Annotated in this window: 16 protein-coding genes; 5 read left to right on the forward strand and 11 right to left on the reverse strand. The window is 59.4% G+C overall.

What is annotated here, in order from left to right; translation table 11 throughout:
• Positions 1-41 precede the first annotated feature (41 nt).
• Entirely contained in the window at positions 42-1,856 is a 1,815-nt protein-coding gene (locus QSJ36_RS01320; protein ID WP_285466273.1) for an aminotransferase class I/II-fold pyridoxal phosphate-dependent enzyme, read from the reverse strand.
• Between the two features lie 492 nt (positions 1,857-2,348).
• Between QSJ36_RS01320 and QSJ36_RS01325 the strand changes: the two genes are divergently transcribed.
• Both QSJ36_RS01325 and QSJ36_RS01330 read left to right on the forward strand, forming a co-directional pair.
• Positions 2,349-3,320, forward strand: coding sequence for a LicD family protein (locus QSJ36_RS01325; protein ID WP_275539874.1), 972 nt, complete (start codon positions 2,349-2,351; stop codon positions 3,318-3,320).
• A gap of 159 nt (positions 3,321-3,479) precedes the next feature.
• Complete coding sequence (locus QSJ36_RS01330; RefSeq protein WP_102721725.1) at positions 3,480-5,519, forward strand: alpha amylase C-terminal domain-containing protein; 2,040 nt, start codon at positions 3,480-3,482, stop codon at positions 5,517-5,519.
• A 129-nt stretch (positions 5,520-5,648) separates the two neighbouring features.
• Here the strand turns inward: QSJ36_RS01330 and QSJ36_RS01335 are convergent, their stop codons facing one another.
• From QSJ36_RS01335 to hprK, 7 genes are all read right to left on the reverse strand, one after another.
• The gene (locus tag QSJ36_RS01335; RefSeq protein WP_102727506.1) at positions 5,649-6,032 is read right to left on the reverse strand and encodes a PEGA domain-containing protein; all 384 of its coding nucleotides are present in this window, start codon (positions 6,030-6,032) and stop codon (positions 5,649-5,651) included.
• A 10-nt stretch (positions 6,033-6,042) separates the two neighbouring features.
• A complete protein-coding gene (locus QSJ36_RS01340; RefSeq protein WP_022398072.1) occupies positions 6,043-6,462 on the reverse strand; it encodes a SufE family protein in 420 nt (139 codons plus the stop codon).
• 27 nt (positions 6,463-6,489) lie between these two features.
• Entirely contained in the window at positions 6,490-7,407 is a 918-nt protein-coding gene (argF, locus tag QSJ36_RS01345; protein WP_102728409.1) for an ornithine carbamoyltransferase, read from the reverse strand.
• A 115-nt stretch (positions 7,408-7,522) separates the two neighbouring features.
• Positions 7,523-9,211, reverse strand: coding sequence for a sulfatase (locus tag QSJ36_RS01350; RefSeq protein ID WP_285466282.1), 1,689 nt, complete (start codon positions 9,209-9,211; stop codon positions 7,523-7,525).
• 127 nt (positions 9,212-9,338) lie between these two features.
• Complete coding sequence (gene ptsP / locus QSJ36_RS01355; RefSeq protein ID WP_022398069.1) at positions 9,339-11,117, reverse strand: phosphoenolpyruvate--protein phosphotransferase; 1,779 nt, start codon at positions 11,115-11,117, stop codon at positions 9,339-9,341.
• 46 nt (positions 11,118-11,163) lie between these two features.
• Positions 11,164-11,430, reverse strand: coding sequence for an HPr family phosphocarrier protein (locus tag QSJ36_RS01360; RefSeq protein WP_022197994.1), 267 nt, complete (start codon positions 11,428-11,430; stop codon positions 11,164-11,166).
• Between the two features lie 78 nt (positions 11,431-11,508).
• Positions 11,509-12,477, reverse strand: coding sequence for an HPr(Ser) kinase/phosphatase (gene hprK / locus QSJ36_RS01365; RefSeq protein ID WP_022398068.1), 969 nt, complete (start codon positions 12,475-12,477; stop codon positions 11,509-11,511).
• Positions 12,478-12,633: 156 nt separating this feature from the next.
• Between hprK and QSJ36_RS01370 the strand changes: the two genes are divergently transcribed.
• From QSJ36_RS01370 to QSJ36_RS01380, 3 genes are read left to right on the forward strand one after another with little or no spacing between them, the layout of a single operon-like run.
• Entirely contained in the window at positions 12,634-13,974 is a 1,341-nt protein-coding gene (locus QSJ36_RS01370; protein ID WP_022398067.1) for a dipeptidase, read from the forward strand.
• Between the two features lie 10 nt (positions 13,975-13,984).
• Complete coding sequence (locus tag QSJ36_RS01375; protein WP_102721722.1) at positions 13,985-14,863, forward strand: ABC transporter ATP-binding protein; 879 nt, start codon at positions 13,985-13,987, stop codon at positions 14,861-14,863.
• Positions 14,860-15,420, forward strand: a complete 561-nt coding sequence (locus tag QSJ36_RS01380) for a 5-formyltetrahydrofolate cyclo-ligase (RefSeq protein WP_285466337.1) — start codon at positions 14,860-14,862, stop codon at positions 15,418-15,420. The genes QSJ36_RS01375 and QSJ36_RS01380 overlap by 4 nt, the downstream gene beginning before the upstream one ends.
• Before the next feature lie 73 nt (positions 15,421-15,493).
• On the opposite strand, the gene QSJ36_RS01385 is transcribed toward QSJ36_RS01380, so the two are convergent.
• From QSJ36_RS01385 to QSJ36_RS01395, 3 genes are all read right to left on the reverse strand, one after another.
• Complete coding sequence (locus QSJ36_RS01385; RefSeq protein ID WP_285466339.1) at positions 15,494-17,161, reverse strand: GTPase domain-containing protein; 1,668 nt, start codon at positions 17,159-17,161, stop codon at positions 15,494-15,496.
• A gap of 86 nt (positions 17,162-17,247) precedes the next feature.
• Positions 17,248-17,943 (reverse strand): YggS family pyridoxal phosphate-dependent enzyme, encoded by a 696-nt coding sequence (locus tag QSJ36_RS01390; protein WP_285466341.1) that lies wholly within the window; start codon positions 17,941-17,943, stop codon positions 17,248-17,250.
• A gap of 10 nt (positions 17,944-17,953) precedes the next feature.
• Positions 17,954-18,511, reverse strand: coding sequence for a YqgE/AlgH family protein (locus QSJ36_RS01395; protein WP_180971053.1), 558 nt, complete (start codon positions 18,509-18,511; stop codon positions 17,954-17,956).
• Between the last annotated feature and the right edge of the window lie 29 nt (positions 18,512-18,540).

Here is an 18,540-nt window from a genome sequence, read left to right on the forward strand (position 1 = left end):
GAGTAAGGTAAAAGCGGCGTTTGGGAAAAGGGTGTTAATGACTAGTTTGAACGCATTGAACATATCTCGTGCATGGCGCGTACCAGGGCGTCGTTATCTGCCTTGTTCCTGACGGCGATGCGGATGAATTCCCTACCCTCAAAGCCCTTTTTCCGGCTGCAATCCTTGATCAGGATGGAGTGGTTTTTCAACAGGAGGCCCGTGAGGGTACGGGCTTTCATGGGCGGCATTACCTCGCACATGAAGTAGTTGGCCTGGGAGGGGAGGACGTTCAGGAAGGGAACGCGGGAGAGTTCCTGCATGAAGCGGCGGCATGCGCGCACGTAGGATTGTTCATATTTCCCGAAGATCTGCATGTAAAATTCGGCAATGGAATTAATGTTCCAGATGGAAACGTCCTTTTTTATCCATGCAATCAGCTTTTTGTCTGCAGAGGCCAGAACCCCCAGGCGGAGGCCTGGAACGCCGTAGGACTTTGAAATGCTTTTAACCACCGCCAAATGGGGGTACTCCTCAAGGAGGGTGTCCCGGAGCAACGTGTTGTCCGGCATGCCTTCAGAGAAATCCACAAAGGATTCATCCACGATCAGGCGAATGCCGCGCTCCTTCGTCCACAGGCAGAGGCGCAGCACGTCGGCCTTCGGGAGGAAGAAGCCGGAAGGATTGCCCGGATTGACAAGGAGCAGGGTGCTGATGTCCTTGCCGGAGAAGAATTCCATCAGGTCGTCCGCCGTGTAGCTGAAATTCCAGGAAGCGGGATGGAAGGGCACCACCATATCCGGGGCCGCCCGGTTGGGATATTCCTCAAAGGTGGGGTAGACGACGCCCATTTTCCCTTCCATGCGGGACATGAGCGCCTTGATGAGTTCCGCCGCGCCATTGCCGATGCAGATGTATTCCTGGCTGACGCCGAAGTATTTTGCGGCCAGCAGGCTGTTGACCCTCATGCCGGACGGGTATTCCCGCACCAGGTGCTCGAAGTTCGCCTTGAGTTCGGACATGAGGCGCTTGTTGGGGAAGTATGGATTGACCAGGTAGCAGAAATCCCTGATGCGTGGGTAGCGCCAGTAGCCGCCGTACCGGGACTCCATCAGGCGCAGGTGTTCCTCCCGGTCTGGTGTGAACATGGAAGCCGCTATGTCCAGATCCTGGATGTCGTCTATTTCATACCATGCTTCGCTGCCGAGACGCAGGGCCTTGATTTCCGGTTTGTCCAGCAGGGCGATGACCCGCAGCACCTGCTCGTAATATTCGTTGTTGCCCAGGGCTTTGCTGTAAGCGGTGAGGAAGGGGACGTAGTGGGTACGGGAGAAATCCCTGTTGAATTTGTAAATGTTGACGGTCTTGAAGTATTCCGTTTTTTTCTTATAGGAGAATTTGCTGCCGGGAATGAATTGCTTGATGTTGTCGTCTTCATCCAGCGTGACGACGGTGCCGTCCATCCAGCTTTCAAATTTGGCGACGAGGGCCAGGCTGGGGTAGGGATGGTGGAGCAGGGCGTCAATGACGGAGTCTTCAAAAATCAGGTCGGATTCAAAGAGCAGCGTATCGTCCTGAAGCAGGTGCTCCTTGGCCAGGTAAAGGGAATAAATGTTATTGGTGGCGGCATAAAGGGGATTGTCCACGTATTCCACGGGCGTGGAAATGTCCAGAAGAGAGATGAAGGATTTAAGTTTTGCTCCCTTGTATCCCGTGACGACGACGATTTTCTCCAGGGAAGGGGAAAGGTTGTCCAGTTGCCTCAGCATTCGCTCAATCAGCGTTACCCCGTTCACTTGAATCATGCATTTGGTGTTGTCCTGGGTGAGATGCCCCAGTCTTTTTCCCATTCCGGCCGCTAAAATGATCGCCTGCATAAATACTCTAATTTGTCTTCAGAACTTAAAAAGAACCAAGAACAATGTTTAACGGATTGATCATCCGCCGTCAAAGTAAAAATTTCTGCAAAAACATGTTAATGGAAAGTACATTGGTGAAAAAGGAAAAGTACGTAATTCATTTTCCTTCCCTATTTTCCCGCTTTTCATTGATTTAACTTCAAATGGAGATGGCGATCCGTTTAACGGATGATCAATCCGCATGCTATGGAAGTTGGGGAAAAGAGAATTGAGGGTTTTTTTCAAAAGCTGCATCTTGGAGAAAATGGTTTTAATATACGGAAATGGTTGTTTTTCATTAAAAAGCCGCATTGTTTTTCATTGACTTATGGTATCCGGTGGATAAGGTCCGTTTCAGGACCCCCCCGTTGTTCGCTTACGGAAAGATTGATATTTTCCCGTATTCACTGCCTAGATTTGCCCACCATGAGATTGCCTTCGTTCATCACTGCCGGAAGAACCGGAAAGCTAATGAAAAATAAACATCTGTGGGTGACGGAAGTACGCTGCTGCGGCCTGACGGTGCTTTCTTCAATCACGGATAGAAAGAAGCGTACCATCAGGTTGTTCGGCATTCCCTGCGCCCGGTTCAGGGTGGGGAAGGAAAATGAGCATGCACAGATGAGAAAGCTGGTGAAGTCCACCGTCCGGGCGGAGGAAGTTCCGGCGGCGTCCGGCGTGCTGAGGGTTGTGCAGCAGGCCATGGCATTTTTTTTGAAGGAGGTGGGCAGTATTCTTGAAGAAAACGGCTACCAGTACTGGCTGGATTTCGGGACCCTTCTGGGGGCGGTCAGGCATAAGGGGTTTATTCCCTGGGATGATGATCTGGATATTTCCATGCTGCGAAGCGACTATGAACGACTGAGGGCGGGCGCTGCCGAGTTGTTTGGTTCCCGCGGCTTTTCCGTCAGCCTGGAGCCGTTTATCCAGATTGGGCTGCCGGGCACCTTGTGCAATGTGGACATTTTCCCGTACGATGTTGCTCCCGGCTCTTGGTCTCCGGATGATCCGGAGGAGCGGGAATGGATGCTGCGTAATTACAAGGCTTCTAAGCTGATTGATTATGAAGCTAACACGTCGCGCCGTTACCAAACGCTGTGTTCTTATGAGGATAAAATGAAGATCAGGGATGAGTTGGTGATGGAAGGGAAGGAGCCTGTGGAGGATGGAAACGTCTGTCTGGGTTTTGAAATTCCCTTTGCCGGACCGTGCCGCCATTCCTTCCGTCATGAATGGATGTTTCCCCTGTCCAGCGTCCTGTTTGAAGGAAAGACTTTTCCCGGGCCCCGGGTGCCTGAAATGGTTTTATACGGGCAATATGGAGACTGGGGTGTCCTTCCTGATTCGCCGCCTGTGCATTTTGACCTGAACCGGATTTCCAAGGAAGTGCTGCTCAGGATGCTGTACATGCGGGATACCGGGCGTTTGCCGGAATGTGACTAGGGGCGCATGGGAGGAGCTGCGTGGTTCCGGCGTTCCGCCGTGGCGTATTCTCCGGAAAGGAGGTGTTCCTGACGCTGCGGGCGCAGGACATGCGCGGGGAGGCCCGGAAGAACGTCTTTCTCCTTGACCCTGCTGATTGGGGCGGAGTATCATCGGATAATGAGAAGACCCCCGATTCCCGGTTTGGTGATGGCGGACGGCTGGCTCCAGCCGTATTCCCGCCAGATACGCGACCGCCAGCGTTTGTTTGACCTGAAAATGAAAAGGATCAGCCAGCGTTCCGGCTCTCTGGAGGGGTATGCGCAGGGGTACCGCTATTACGGCTTCAACCGTGATCCGGAGACGGGGGCATGGACGTACCGGGAATGGGCGCCCGCCGCCCGCGGACTGTTCCTGGCGGGGGATTTCAACGGCTGGGACCGGGAGAGCCACCCGCTGGTGCGGAATGAGCGCGGCGTGTGGGAGATAACGCTGCCGCCTGACGCGCTGGCCCACGGGCAGAAGGTGAAGGTGCACGTGATCGGCGCGGACGGCACGGGCAAGGACCGTATTCCCGCGTGGATCACCAGGGCCGTGCAGGACCCCGCCACTTATGATTTTGCTGGGGAGATATGGATGCCGGAGCACCCCTATGAATGGAGGAACAACGGCTTTGACCCTTCCCGGATAGAGGTGCCGTTCGTTTACGAGGCGCATGTGGGCATGGGCGGGGAAGAGCAGCGCGTGCATACGTACCGGGAGTTTGCGGATGAAGTTCTCCCCCGCATTTCCAAACTGGGCTACAATACCGTCCAGTTGATGGCCGTCCAGGAGCATCCCTATTATGGCTCCTTCGGCTATCACGTTTCCTCCTTTTTCGCTCCTTCCTCCCGTTTCGGCACGCCGGAGGATCTGAAGTACCTGATTGACCAGGCGCACGGCCTGAACATCGCCGTGCTGCTGGATGTGGTGCATTCCCATGCCGTGAAGAATGAGGCGGAAGGTCTGAATAATTTTGACGGTTCCGGAGGCATGTATTTCCTGCCCGGGGAGCGCGGCCATCATCCGGACTGGGATTCCTGCTGCTTTGACTATGGGCGGGACGAGGTGATTGAGTTCCTGCTGTCCAATGTCCGCTGGTGGCTGGAGGAGTTCCGCTTTGACGGGTTCCGCTTTGACGGCGTGACGTCCATGCTGTATTTCCACCGGGGCCACGAGCCGTTCGGGGATTTGGGCGCGTACTTCGGGCCGTCCGTGGACCTGGACGCCGTGGCTTATTTGCAGCTGGCCTCCACGCTGATCCAGCGGGTAAGACCGGGCGCCGTCGCGATTGCGGAGGACATGTCCGGCATGCCGGGGCTGTGCCGCCCGGTGGATGAAGGGGGCCTGGGCTTTTCCCATCGGCTGGCCATGGGCATTCCCGATTACTGGATCAAGCTGCTCAAGGAGAAGAAGGACGAGGAATGGAGCATGGGCGACATGTGGCATACGCTGACCAACAGGCGTTACGGCGAGCCGCACGTGGCTTACTGCGAGAGCCATGACCAGGCCCTGGTGGGGGACAAGACCCTGGCGTTCCGCCTGATGGATGCGGAGATGTACTGGAAGATGGCCGTGGACCAGCAGAGCCTTGTTGTTGACCGCGGCATGGCGCTGCACAAGATGATCCGCCTGGTGACGCTGGCTACCGGGGGGGAAGGCTGGCTGAATTTCATGGGCAACGAGTTCGGGCATCCGGAATGGATTGATTTTCCGCGTGAAGGCAACGGCTGGTCTTACGAGCACTGCCGCCGCCAGTGGTCCCTGGTGGATAATCCGTCCCTCAGGTTCAAGTTCCTGAATGCCTTTGACCAGGCCATGGTCCGCCTGGCCCTGGACGCACGGCTGCTGAACAATCCGCCGCCGTTCCCGCTGAATATTGACGAAAACAACCAGGTCATGGCGTTCCACCGCGGTGGCCTGCTGTTTGTGTTCAACTGGTCCGGAGACAGGGCGATCATGGATTACGTGCTGCCCGCTCCCCAGAAGGGGGAATGGAGGGTCGTGCTGGATACGGACGGCGCCCGCTTCGGCGGCTTTGGAAGGCAGGACGATTCCATGCCGCATTTTACGGATGAAGACGGGAATCTTTCCCTGTACCTGCTGCCGCGTACGGCCCTGGTCCTGAAAAGGGTGGGTTCCGCCGTCATGGCCCGGCACCTGGGGCAGGAGGAAGGATAGCCATTACCGCGAAAAACCGGCGTATCAAGGCCGGATGCGGAGAGGACCCAAAGGGGGCGCGCGGCACGTGCCGCGCGCGTCAGGGAAGGAATGGAGCCGTGCCCGGGGAGAGGCATGGCCGGGAGGCCGTTACCACTGTGCGGGCAGTTCTCTCAGGGGCGGCGCTCCGGAGTCCGCCTTTTTCAGGCGAATGGTCAGGGTGTCCGTCTTGAAGTCTTTTGACTTTTCGTTGTTGCGGCCCCACAGGATGGCCCCCTGCGTGGTCATCTCCGGATAAAAGGTTTTTTCCGTGGAAAGGAAGCCGGGCTTGTCCGCCGCCACGTGCACGGACTTGTGCCTGTTCAGGGAGAGCGTGACGGGTGCCTGCCCCGCATAGTCTCCGTTCACGCGCAGGCTGGCCCCGGAAGGGACGCTGCGGATAGTGATGTCCCTGGAAGAGCTGCTGCATGAGAGGCACGCGCAACAGGCCGCGGAGAGAAGGAAGAGATGCGGGAGAAGGCCGTGGGTCATCATACCGGAAAAATCAATGGTGTTCCACCATGTTCATGGCGGCCTGCTTGATCTGGGCGGCCATGGAGTTGAGGGCGTTCGCCCTGGTGGGCGCCAGATGGTCCTTCAGGCCGGTCCTGTCCAGCTTGGACATGTCCGCTTTCAGGATTTCTTCCGGGGGAAGGCCGGAGAGCAGCCGGATGAAGACGGCAATGAGGCCCTTGGTGATGAGGGAGTCGCTGTCCGCGTAGAGCTTCAGCACGCCCTTGTCCGGCTCCGTGTACAGCCACACGCGGGACTGGCAGCCCTTGATGAGGGAGTCCTCCGTCTTGTGGGCTTCGTCCAGCTTTGGAAGCTTCTTGCCCAGGCTGATGATGTATTCGTAGCGTTCCGTCCAGTCCTGGAACAGGTCCAGTTCATCCAGCAGGTCTTGCAGGCGTTCTTCGTAGTTCATGGCTCGGATTTTGGTGGGAAAGGCCGGTTATGCCCGGTTGGCGTCCGCCAGCGTGGCGAGAACGGCTTTCTGGGCGTGGACCCTGTTTTCCGCTTCACGGAAGATGACGGGGGCGAAGTGTTCCAGCACGTCTTCCGTGATTTCCTTGCCGCGGTAGGCGGGCAGGCAGTGGAAGGCGGAGTGGTTGGGGGCGGCGTGTTCCAGCAGCTCCCTGTTCACCTGGTAGGGGTAGAAGTGTTTTTCCTTGGACAGGCCTTCCGCTTCCTGGCCCATGGAGAGCCAGACGTCCGTGTTGATGACGGAGGCTCCCTTCACGGCTTCCACGGGGTCCGTGGTGAAGATGACGTTCTCGCAGTCCAGATGCTTGCGGAAGTCTTCCAGCGGCAGGTAGTTGGTCGGCGCGCCGATGGCGAGCGTGAAGCCCAGCCGCTTGGCCGCCCACATCCAGGAGCGGGACATGTTGTTGTCCCCGTCCCCTACGAAGGCGATCTTCATGTCCTTCCAGGAGCCGGGGCCGTAAATTTCCTCAATGGTGAGCAGGTCCGCCAGGATCTGGCAGGGGTGTTCCTCGTCCGTCAGGGCATTGATGGTGGGAATGCCGGAGAAGCCGGCGAATTCCTCCACTTCCTGCTGGCCGTAAGTCCGGATGGCGGCCCCGTGGATCATGCGGCCCAGCACGCGGGCCGTGTCCTTGATGGGTTCTCCGCGCCCGAGCTGGATGTCATGGACGGAAAGGAACATGGGGCGTCCGCCCAGTTCGCTGATGCCCACTTCAAAGGAAACGCGGGTGCGGGTGGAGGATTTGGAGAAAATAAGCGCCCAGGTCTGGCCTTTCAGGGGCAGGCGTTCGTGATGGCCGCGTTCCGCCTTGAGCTTGTGGCCCAGCGCGAGCAGGTCCTTGATTTCGTCTCCGGTAAGCTGTTCGATGGAAAGAAGGTTTTTCATGATATTGTAAAGAGAATGGAGAAAGGGAATAAAAACAGGAAAGCCGCACCATACTCCCTGTTTCCTTAAAAGAAAAGGGAATAATGCGGCTTTCCGGGGAGGGGTGGAGATGCCTTTACAGCCTGGCCGCCGCCTGGTCCGGCCACGGCACGGGGGAGCCTTCCCGGGCTCCGGCGGGGTTGTCTTTCTTGTAGGTGGGCATCTGGGCCTTGCGGTCCTTGAGCAGGGCGGTCATGGTTTTTGCCATGGCTTTCACGCGGTCCGGATGCCGTTCCGCCAGGTTGTGCTCCTCGCTGATGTCTTCCTTGATGTTGAAGAGTTCAAACTTCTGGGTGGGGTGCCAGTAAATCAGCTTCCAGTCCCCCTGGCGCATGGCCGTGCTGGGGGAATAAAGCGAGTTGTTGCCGTTCCCCTCTCCCCAGACGTTGGGCGTATGGAAGAGCAGGGGGCGGTTGGGGTTCATTTTGCCGCCCTTCAGCAGGGTGACGAAGCTTTTGCCATCCACGACCTGCGGAGCCTGGATTTTTTTGGCTCCCGCCATTTCCAGAATGGTCGGGAAGAAGTCTTCAATGATGACGGGAGTGGTGCAGACGCTTTCCGGCTTGGTGACTCCGGGCCAGTAAACGATCATCGGCTCCCGGATGCCGCCTTCCCGGTTGGAGCCCTTGCCGAAGCTCAGCGGGTAGTTGGATTCCTTGTTGCCCATGCGCCCGCTGATGGCGAGGCCGCCGTTGTCCGCCATGAAGATGATGACGGTGTTTTTATCCAGATTGTTCTTTTCCAGGTACTGCCGGATGTCGCCCAGGCTCTTGTCCATCCCCTGGATCAGGGCGGAGTAGCGTTTTTCGTTATCGGACCAGTTGTGGCCGTCGTTCGGGTTGGAGTAGTCTTCCGCAAAGCGCTTGTCATAGCCGCGCATGTCGAAGGGGGCGTGGATGGCGTAATGGGACATGTACAGGTAGAAGGGCTTGTCCGCCTCCTTGGGGTTGTTCCTGATGGCGTCCAGGCGTTTCAGCACCTCCTGCGTCAGGGCCTCTGTCAGGAAGACGTCGTTTTCATAATAGTTGTTCTCATCCAGGCCGCGGACGTGGAAGTTACCCGTGCCGTATTTCTGGGAGCCCCGGTAGTCCGCCGGGCCGCCGATTTCCGTGCCGGCGATGTTGTAGTCAAAGCCGAAGAGTTTGGGATTGGCCCCCGGGGTATTTTTGGAGCCAAAGTGGGCCTTCCCGCAGTGGATGGTGGTATAGCCCTGTTTTTTGAGCAGGGCGGGCAGCCCCAGCACCGGGGTAAAGGGCTTTTCCATCTTGTACTGGATTTTCTCTTCCGTCAGGGGGAGAAGGGTGGTGCCGGAAGATTTGGTGCCCAGCGGCTGCACGCCGTTGATGCTCCAGTCCGCAGGAGCTTTGAGCGCCTTGTGGCCGGCATCGGTGGTCTGGTCCCGCAGGAGCGTCCAGTTGGTGACGCGGTGCCGGGCGGAGTTCATGCCGGAGATGAGGCTGCACCGGCTGGGGGAACAGATGGGCTGCGCATAGGCGTTCGTGAAGACCATGCCCTGCTTGCCCAGGGCCTCCATGTTGGGCGTGCGGTAGCGCTTGTTCAGGAAGGTGGGCTTGGGCGTGCCGTCCGCTTCCCTCCAGAAGGGCAGGGATGTATCCTGCCAGCCCATGTCGTCCACCAGGAAAAGGATGATGTTGGGGCGCTTCTGGGCTTCCGCGCGGGGCGCGTTTGAGGGTGCTGCGGAAGCGGGCAGGGCGCTTCCCAGCAGGAACGGGATGAGAGAAAATGCAATGCGGAAAGTTTTCATGATAAAAAGACCAGTACTCATATAACGCATGAAACGGGCTATTCTGTCAAGGATTCGTGTTCCCGCGGCAGTTTGCCGGGGATAAGAGCCGTTTTTTCCGGTACGGCATGCGCCGGAAGGGAAGGCCTTATTCAAACAGGGCCGGATAGGATTTCCGTGCCAGAGCCGTGCTCAGGTCCACGATGGTCCTGCTGTTGGGCGCCTGAAGCGCCTTCTGCGCCATGTCCCGGCACTGGCCGTAGTCCAGGTTGCGGATGGCGTACCGGATGATGGGGACCAGATGCACGCCCACGGACATGGAGGTGGCGCCCAGCCCGATCAGCAGGGGAAGCAGGGTGATGTCCCCCGCCATTTCCCCGCAGATGGCCGTGGGGACGTTTTCCCGTTCTCCGGCGGTGATCGTCATGCCGATGATGCGCACCACGGCGGGGTGCGTGGGGCGGAACATGTTGGCGACGCGGTTGTTGACCCTGTCCACGGCGATGGTGTACTGCGTGAGGTCGTTCGTGCCTACGGAGAAGAAGTCCACCTCCCGGGCGAGCACGTCCGTCATGATGGCGGCGCTGGGCACTTCAATCATGATGCCCACCTTCAGGTCCCGCGCGTAGGGAACGTTTTTCTTTTCCAGTTCCTCCCGGCATTCCTGAAGGATGTGCTTGGCGGTGACCACCTCCGTATAGCCGGAGATCATCGGGAACATGATGCCGCAGCCGGGCGTGTCCGCGCAGGCGCGGAGAATGGCGCGGAGCTGCTGCTTGAAAAGCTCCGGACGGCTGAGGGAGACGCGGATGCCGCGCCAGCCCAGGAAGGGATTAGGTTCCGGCGTACAGAGCCGTTCGCACGGCAGCTTGTCGCCGCCGGAGTCCAGCGTGCGGAAGATGACGCCGTGGGGCGCGCAGCCTTCCGCCAGCTTCTTGTAGTAGCGTGTCTGTTCCTCCTCGTCCGGCATGCCGGCTGGATTGCCCAGCAGGAAGAATTCCGTGCGGAAGAGTCCCACGCCTTCCGCCCCCACCTCCTTGATGCCGGAGTATTCATGGGGGAATTCCACGTTGACGGAAAGGCGGATGTTGCGGCCGTCCCTGGTGATGGTAGGCAGGTCCCGCAGCGCTTCCAGCGCCTTGTAGGCCTTTTCCTTTTCCACCTGGAGGCGGTTGTAGTACTCCACCGTCTCCTGCGTGGGCTTCAGGATGAGCACTCCCTTGTAGCCGTCCAGGATGGCGGGGGCGTGGCTTTCCACCCGCAGGAGGGCCTGGTCCAGTCCAACGACGGCGGGAATGCCCATGGAGCGGGCGAGGATGGCGGTGTGGGAAACGGAGGAGCCTATTTCCGTGGCAAAGCCGTGAATCAGGCTGGCGTCCATGGCCGCCGTGTCGGAAGGGGTCAGGTCATAGGCCACCAGCACCTGGGCTTCCTCCGCCTCTTCCTCGTCTTCCAGGGGTTCCGTGCTGCGGAGGTTGTTGATGACCCGCTGCATGACGTCCTCCATGTCCGCGGTCTTGGCGCGCAGGTAGGGGTCGTCCACGCGGCGCAGGACTTCCATGTAGTTCTGCATGACCACATAAAAGATGTGCTCCACGTTCTGGAGGCGCTTGAGCAGCTCCGTCTGAACCTGCTGGAGGATGACCTTGTCCTGAAGAAGAAGGATGTGGGCGTCAAAGATGGAGGCGTCCTTTTCCCCGGATATCTGGATCATGCGCTCACGCAGCGTCCGGATCTGATCCGCGGTGGTTTGCAGCGCCTGGTGGAAGCGCACCAATTCGGCATCCACCTCCTCCGGGGAAATTTCATACGCCACGGGTTCCTTGGAACCGCTGATCTGAATTTTGATCTTGCCCAGGGCGATGCCGGGGGAAACGGGAATGCCCTGAAGCCAGGTTTCTTCCGTGGAAATGGGTTCCTGAATCATCTGCGGGCTTGATGGCCCGGTCTCATATGGCCGTGAGCCGGAGTGTTCAATCTTCTTCAAACTTGCGGGAAATCAGGTCTTCCAGCGCGTTCAACGCTTCCTGCTCATCCTTTCCTTCCGCCGTGATGGTGATCTTGGAGCCGTGGCCTACCGCCAGCATCATCAAGCCCAGAATACTCTTTCCATCAACTTCCTCGCCATCCTTCTCCACGACAATGTCTGCATCAAATTTACTGGCCAGTTTGACGAATTGAGCAGCCGGACGCGCGTGAATGCCGAGTTTGTTGATGATGGTGAGTTCCTTGGTAACCATGGAATTTGAAGTAAGGGGTGATAACGGTTGCTAGAACGGTAAGTACACTAATTGAAGTTTTTTTCCAAGAGTTTTTTGTCAGTCCTGGTTTTCAGGGGGCTGGAAGTTTGACATGAGGCGGCGGTTGAACTCCCCGGCCATGTCGATGCCCATGTCCTTGAGATGGTAGTCCATGGCGGCCACTTCCACCAGGCGGGCGATGTCCCTGCCGGGGGCTACGGAGAGCTGCACGTGGAGCACTTTTTCCCCGAGAACGTCCAGGCCCTCCCTTTCCAGCCCCAGCCTGTCCAGCGCTTCCTGGTCCTTGGCGGGAATGAGGGTGACGATGAGGTCCAGCCGCTTGTTGTGGCGGATGGATTTGAGGCCGAAGAGGGTGGTGATGTTGACGATGCCCAGCCCGCGCACTTCCATGAAGCCGCGGCTCATCTCCGGCGCGCTGGCCACCAGTTCTCCGCCCACGTTGCGCACGTACACCATGTCGTCCGCCACTAGGGCCGCCCCGCGTTCAATCAGGCCCAGGGCCGTTTCACTCTTGCCCACGCCGCTCTTGCCGCGGATGAGGACGCCCACGCCGCGCACGTCCACCATGCAGCCGTGCAGGGTGAGGCTTTCCGCGAATTCGTTTTCCAGAATGATGGTGGCGGAGTTGACGAATTTCATGGTCACCAGGCTCGTGCGGAAGACGCAGACGCCGGCCTCATCCGCCAGCTCCACGATTTCCTGGGGCGGGTCCTGGTCACGGGAGAAGACGATGCCCGGGACCTCGCACCGGAACATGCGCTGGATGCGGGATTTGCGCATGCCCTCCGGCAGTTTTTGAAGGTAGGCCAGCTCCGCGGAGCCGAAGACCTGGATGCGCTTGTTGGCAAAGTAGGAGTAAAAGCCGGCGATCGCCAGCCCGGGGCGGTTGAGGGCGGGTTCGCAAATGTGGCGGCTGAGGCCGGCGGGGCTGTTGATGAGCTCCAGTTGGAGGGCTTCCTTGTATTTGCCGTAAAATTTGGACAGGGTGACGAAATCCACTTTCTTCACTTTGGATTTGCTGAACATAATCCTATATAAAGGAACAAATCTCGCGCGAGGGCAATCAAATATTGTTCCCAGACCCGCGGGCAAGCCTCATTTTTTTGAAAAAAGGCCCGTTCCGGCGCGGAATGCCACACTTTACCGGTTGATTTGAAGCCTCAGGCGTGGTCTGATGGCGCCATGAACAGACTGGATCAATTGGCAACCTTGTTGAGATTCCCCAGCATTTCCGCCCAGAAGGAGCACGCCCAGGACGTGAGCGACTGCGCGGACTGGCTGGTGGACAAGCTGTCCGGCATGGGGCTGGAAGCCGCGGCCCACAAGACGCGCCTCCATCCCATTGTGATGGCCCGCAGCCCGCGGGAGGAAGGCAAGCCAACCGTGCTGATTTACGGCCATTATGATGTGCAGCCCGTGGACCCGGTTGAGCTGTGGGAGTCCGACCCGTTTGAACCGGAAGTGCGGGACGGGAAGATTTACGCCCGCGGCGCCACGGATAACAAGGGGCAGTTGTTCGCCCATATTCTGGGCGTGGAGGAATTGCTCCGCCAGAACGGCGGCCACCTTCCGGTGAACGTGATCTTCCTGCTGGAAGGGGAGGAGGAAGTGGGCAGCGGCAGTCTTTCCCAATTCATCAAGGACCACAGGGACGAACTGGCCTGCGACGTGATTGTGGTTTCCGATACCGGGATGGCCGCTCCGGACACACCGACGTTTTCCTATGGCCTGCGCGGCCTGGCCGGGGCGGAAATTATCGTGAAGGGCCCTTCCGCGGACCTTCATTCCGGCGTGTTCGGCGGCGCGGTAGCCAACCCCATTGCGGCCCTGGCGGAAATAATCACTTCCTTCCATGACGAGGACGGCCGCGTGGCCGTGAGAGGTTTTTACGATGGCGTGGAACCCATCGCCACGTGGGAGCGCAGCATGTGGGCCACCGTGCCCGGCATGAGCAATGAAGAGCTGGCGAAGCTGACGGGCGTGGAAACCGTGGTGACGGAATCGGGCTTCACCGGGGCGGAATGCATTTTCGCCCGTCCTACGCTGGAAATCAACGGCATCGGAGGCGGCTACCAGGGAGAGGGAAGCAAGACGATCATTCCCAGCCATGCCTTTGCCAAGATTTCCTGCCGCCTGGTTCCCGGCCAGCAGCCGGAAAAGATTGAAACGCTGCTGGAAGAACATGTGAAGAGCCATGTCCCCAGGGGCGTCACGGTGGAATTTAAGCGGGGCCACGGCGGAAACGCCTACGTGTGCGACCCGAATTCCGAGTTCGGCCTGGCTGCCCAGCAGGCGCTGGAAGAGGCCTTTGGCCGCAAGCCCGTGCTGGTGAGGGAGGGCGGCAGCATCCCGATCATTGAGGAAATGAAGCGCGTGCTGGGAGCGGACGCCCTGATGCTGGGCATGTGCCTGCCGGATGCGCGCATCCACTCCCCCAATGAAAACTTCCCGGTGGACTTGTTCTCCAAGGGAATAGACATGAGCCAGATTCTTCTGCGCCGCCTGGGGCAGATCAAGCATTGACCGAGTTCTTATGGACCAGCCTGCCGCCGCTGAAATCGTCAACCTGCACAAGACCTTCAAGACAGGTCTTGGCAAGCCCGTGGTGCATGCCGTGCGGGGGATAGACATGAGCATCCGGCAGGGAGAGGTATACGGCCTCATTGGCCCGAACGGCTCCGGCAAGTCCACCCTGATGAAGGCCCTGCTGGGGCTGGTGAGGCCCACGGAGGGTTCATGCGCCATCTTCGGCAAATCCAGCCTGTCCCCGGACAGCAAGGAGGAGGTGGGCTTCCTGCCGGAAAACCCCTACTTCTACAAATTCCTGACGGGGGCGGAAACCGTCTCCTTTTACGGCAAGCTGTGCGGCCTGAGCGGCAAATCCCTGAAAGAGAAAGTCCGTGAACTGCTGGACCTGGTGGGGCTGGCCGACGCGGCGGACAGGCGGCTGGGCGGTTATTCCAAGGGAATGCTCCAGCGCGTCGGCATGGCGCAGGCCCTGGTTCAGTCCCCCCGCCTGCTGGTGCTGGACGAACCGACCGCCGGCGTAGACCCCCTCGGTTCCCGCGACATCCGGAACATTATTGAGAACCTGAAGGCGCGCGGCCTAACCGTTTTCCTGTGCTCCCACCTGCTGGAACAGGTTCAGGAGGTTTGCGACCGGGTGGGCGTCATCTTTAAAGGGCTGCTCATTGCGGAGGGTTCCGTGAACGAGCTGACACGGGATTCCGACAAGCAGGAAATCCTGCTGGAGCACGCCTCCCCGGAGCTGCTGGAACAGTTGAAGGAGCTGGTGCGGGAAGACGGCCGCGCCGCATGGCTGGAAGCCGGACACCCGCGCAACTCATTGGAAAGCGTATTTTTAAAGAGCCTGTTGGAATGGAAGGAAAAGCACCCCAATCCGGAACCGTGAGCGGTCCGGCGGCTTCCAAGCGGGAAGTGCGCCGCATGATACGTGAAAGGATAGGCGGATTGGACGCCGCCTCCCGGGAAGCCATGTCCCGTTCCATCTGCCGCCGTGTGGCGGCGCTGGTACGGGAAAAGAATTTCCGGCGCGTGGCTGTTTTTGCCGCCAGGCCGGGGGAAGTGGATTTGCTGCCCCTGCTGGACATGCTGCCGGACCGGGAATGGTACTTCCCGCTGGTGCATGAGGGAAGGACGCTGAGCTTCCACCGTGTATGCCATCACGGGGAGTTTGTGACGGGCTGCTGGGACATTCGCGAACCCGGCCCGGGTTGCCCGGAACTGCATGCGGGAGAAATGGAATTGATTGTTCTGCCGGGAGCCGCGTTTACGCGGGACGGCAAGCGGCTGGGGTACGGCGGCGGATTTTATGATACCCTGCTGGCCGGTCCGGCTGCGGGAGTTTCCCTGGCGGGAGTCTGCTTCCCCTGCCAGCTTCTGGACGACGTGCCCATGGAAGCCCATGACAGGCATGTGGACATGGTGATTACGCCGGACGCGGAGTGATGCTTGATGGAAAGCGGGTGCGTTTCTGCGGCAGGGAACAGGAAGCCGCGTCTCCGGACGAAAAGGAAAGGGGCTAGATGCGGAACCGGTGTTTCTGCACGGTCAGTTTATAGAACAGGTCGTAGCGGGCATTCAGCAGGGGCTGGAGATGTTCCACGCCGCCGGCCACCTGGCCGCGGATGTCCGCGTACAGTTTGCGGTAATCGGAAAGGCCGCTGACCATGGCTTCATACAGGGGCGTCCGCAGGCCGCATTCCACGGCAATGTGCATTTCCGCCGCCGCGGCTACAATCTGGCGCGACAGCCGGAACTGCATCCAGGCCAGCCCCAGGTTGCCGCCCACCCAGACGGCCAGGGCCGCGGCTACGCAGGCAAACCCCGCCGCATGTTCTCCGAAGCACCCCAGCAGGGCTCCCAGAATCACCAGGATGAGCATCAGCTTGATTTCCGTTCTCATCACGTCCTCCTGGTCCAGAAACAGCTTGCTGAGGCACGGCTTGATGCCGAAATCCTTCAGGGGCATGTAAATGGAACGGCCCAGGCGCTCCTTGTACACCTCCAGGTCCGCCTGGAGCCGCGCGGCGGGAAAATCGCCTATGTCGCAGTCCCACTGTTCCTTCACGCGGGGGCGCACATGGTTCCAGTGCGTCTGGCAGATGTTCAGGAATTCCTTGTTGTAATACGCGTGCCGTTCCTCAATGCCGGACTTGACCAGCTCATAAAACCATTCGTCAATGACGGGAGGAAGCTTGTGCAGGATCATCGTGCGCCGGATGGAAAGGAAGCGCCCCATCTGCCGGGCCGATTTTTTCCCCAGCCGCGGCACGCAGTCCTGCACGTACTGGGCGTACGCCTTGAGCCGTGCGGGCATTTCATCCTCCATCTGGAGCTGGATGCGGTCTATCTCCCGGTCAATGGAGGTCAGGAAGCCGGAATCCATCTTGGAAAGGCGGTGCAGTTCATTGAGCACCTTTCCCTGTTCTTCCAGCAGGCGGTCCGTAGCCAGCAGCAGGCGTTCCACGCGCTTGTCCGTCAGCGGGCTGCGTTTCAGCACCTCCTGCACGCATGCTCTCAGCGCTTCCACGCCTTCCCCAGCCTGCTCCCCGGCGGTCGTGACGGGGTACAGGGGAAGCTGCACGCCCAGGCGTTCGCGGGAGGTGGAGCGCAATTCCTCTTTCAGGGACTGGAGCTGGTCAAAGGATAGCAGCTCCGCGTGGGTGATGACGAGCACCATGCGGGAATGGAGCCGTTCCTCCAGCGTCCGGAGGTAGTCCCATAAAGGGAGCTGGTTGCCGTCCCTGGCGGAAATGACCACAAGAATGGCGTCTGATTTGGGGACGATGTGCTTCAGCTTCCGGGGGGCGTCCTCTTGTTCCAGGCCGATGGTGTCCCAGAACTCAAGGTTCAGCAGGGCGTCCGACGGGTAAAAAAGGTCCAGCACCCATTCATGGGTGTGGGGCGCGGGGTGGGGCCTGTACTGCCAGCGGACCAGTGTGGCTTCACTGGAAACGCGGGAACAGAACCGTTCTCCGGCCAGGGCATCCAGCGTGGAAGACTTGCCGGAACCCGTCATGCCGATCACGGTGACGTTCTGCGGAGAGCAGCATTCCGCCAGGGCTTCCTCCACGTTTTCCTGGGAGTCAAAATGACGGTCCGGACCAATGCGGGCGGAAAATGCCGCGGCGGCATCCGCTACGTCCCGCACCGCATGCGGAATCACGTTTTTTCCTCCTGTCAGCATGGGGTGTTGAAATCAAGGCTCCGTCCGGGCCGTTCCGTTATTCCGGAACAAACGTACACGCCGCTTTTCCTTCTGTCCAACTAAAATCACGGGGCCGGAGCATAGGAGCGGCCGCCGAAAATGGCGGTGCCCACGCGGACGAGGGTGGCGCCCTCCTCCACAGCCGTTTCAAAGTCATGGCTCATGCCCATGGAAAGCTCCCTCAGCGGGGCTCTCCCCTTGCCGGACAGGGTTTCCTTCAGCTCCCGGAGGCGGCGGAAATAAGGGCGCGCTTCGTCCGGATTTTCCACCGGGGGAGGGATGCACATGAGGCCGGCTATTTCAAGGTGGTCCAGCGCGGCCAGCTCCGGCCATTCCCGTTCCAGAGTCTCCGGGGAAAAGCCGAATTTGCTGTCTTCATCCCCTACGTTCACTTCCAGCAGGATGCGGGGGCGTTTGCCCGTCTCCTGCGCTACGGCGTCCATGAACTGCGCCAGGCGCAGGGAGTCCACAGCGTGGATCAGCGTGAAATGTTCCAGGGCCTTGCGCACCTTGTTGCGCTGCAGGGGGCCGATGAGGTGCCATTCCGTATCCGGAGGAAGTGCGGGGATTTTTCCCAGGGCCTCCTGAACCCTGTTTTCTCCGAAAATGCGCTGGCCCGCATCGTAGCACGCCTTCACGTCATCCGCAGGAAAGGTTTTGCTGACGGCGACGAGGCGGGCGGACCCCGCCGGACGCCCGGCACGGAGTTCCGCGGAGCGGATGCGGGAGAGAATGTGTTCCAGATTCTGTTGGATGCTCATGATGGATGGTTCAATTCAGGGAAGGCTGTGCGGGCGCGTGGCTCATGATGTGGTGCAGGGGGGAGAGGCGCCGCATGGCCATGGCCCATACCTTGGAGGAGTCCGGCTCCAGGCAGATGTCCGGCACGGTGGGGGAGACGTACCAGGCGCGGTCGTTCAGCTCCCGGCGCAACTGGGAGGGCGTCCAGGCGCTGTGGCCCACGTAGGCGCGCAGGATGGCGTGGGGATCCTCAATGTATTCCAGGGCCTGTTCCTCCTGTAGATGGAACTGGACGCGCAATTTGTCCTCCGTACGGACGAAGGCGGCGAAAATGAGCTGGTTGCGCTCCACGGGGCCTCCCTTGAAGATGGGAACGGGGTAAAGGGATTCCGGAATGTCCGTATGGCGCGCCACTTCTCCCACGTTCATGCCGGCCGGATGGTTCAGGATGTGGCCTATGACGAATTCCTCCTCCACCCGGCTCAGAAAAATCACGGAGTGGTAAAAGCCGCCGCCGTCCAGATAGGGGGCGGAAACCAGAAGGTGGCCCGCCAGGTTTTCATTGCTGATATCTTCATGTTCCATCATGGCCATAAGTCTACGTTAACAAATGTGAC

Origin of the sequence: Akkermansia sp. NBRC 115031 (assembly GCF_030268505.1) — a bacterium.
Taxonomy (GTDB): Bacteria; Verrucomicrobiota; Verrucomicrobiia; order Verrucomicrobiales; family Akkermansiaceae; genus Akkermansia; species Akkermansia massiliensis.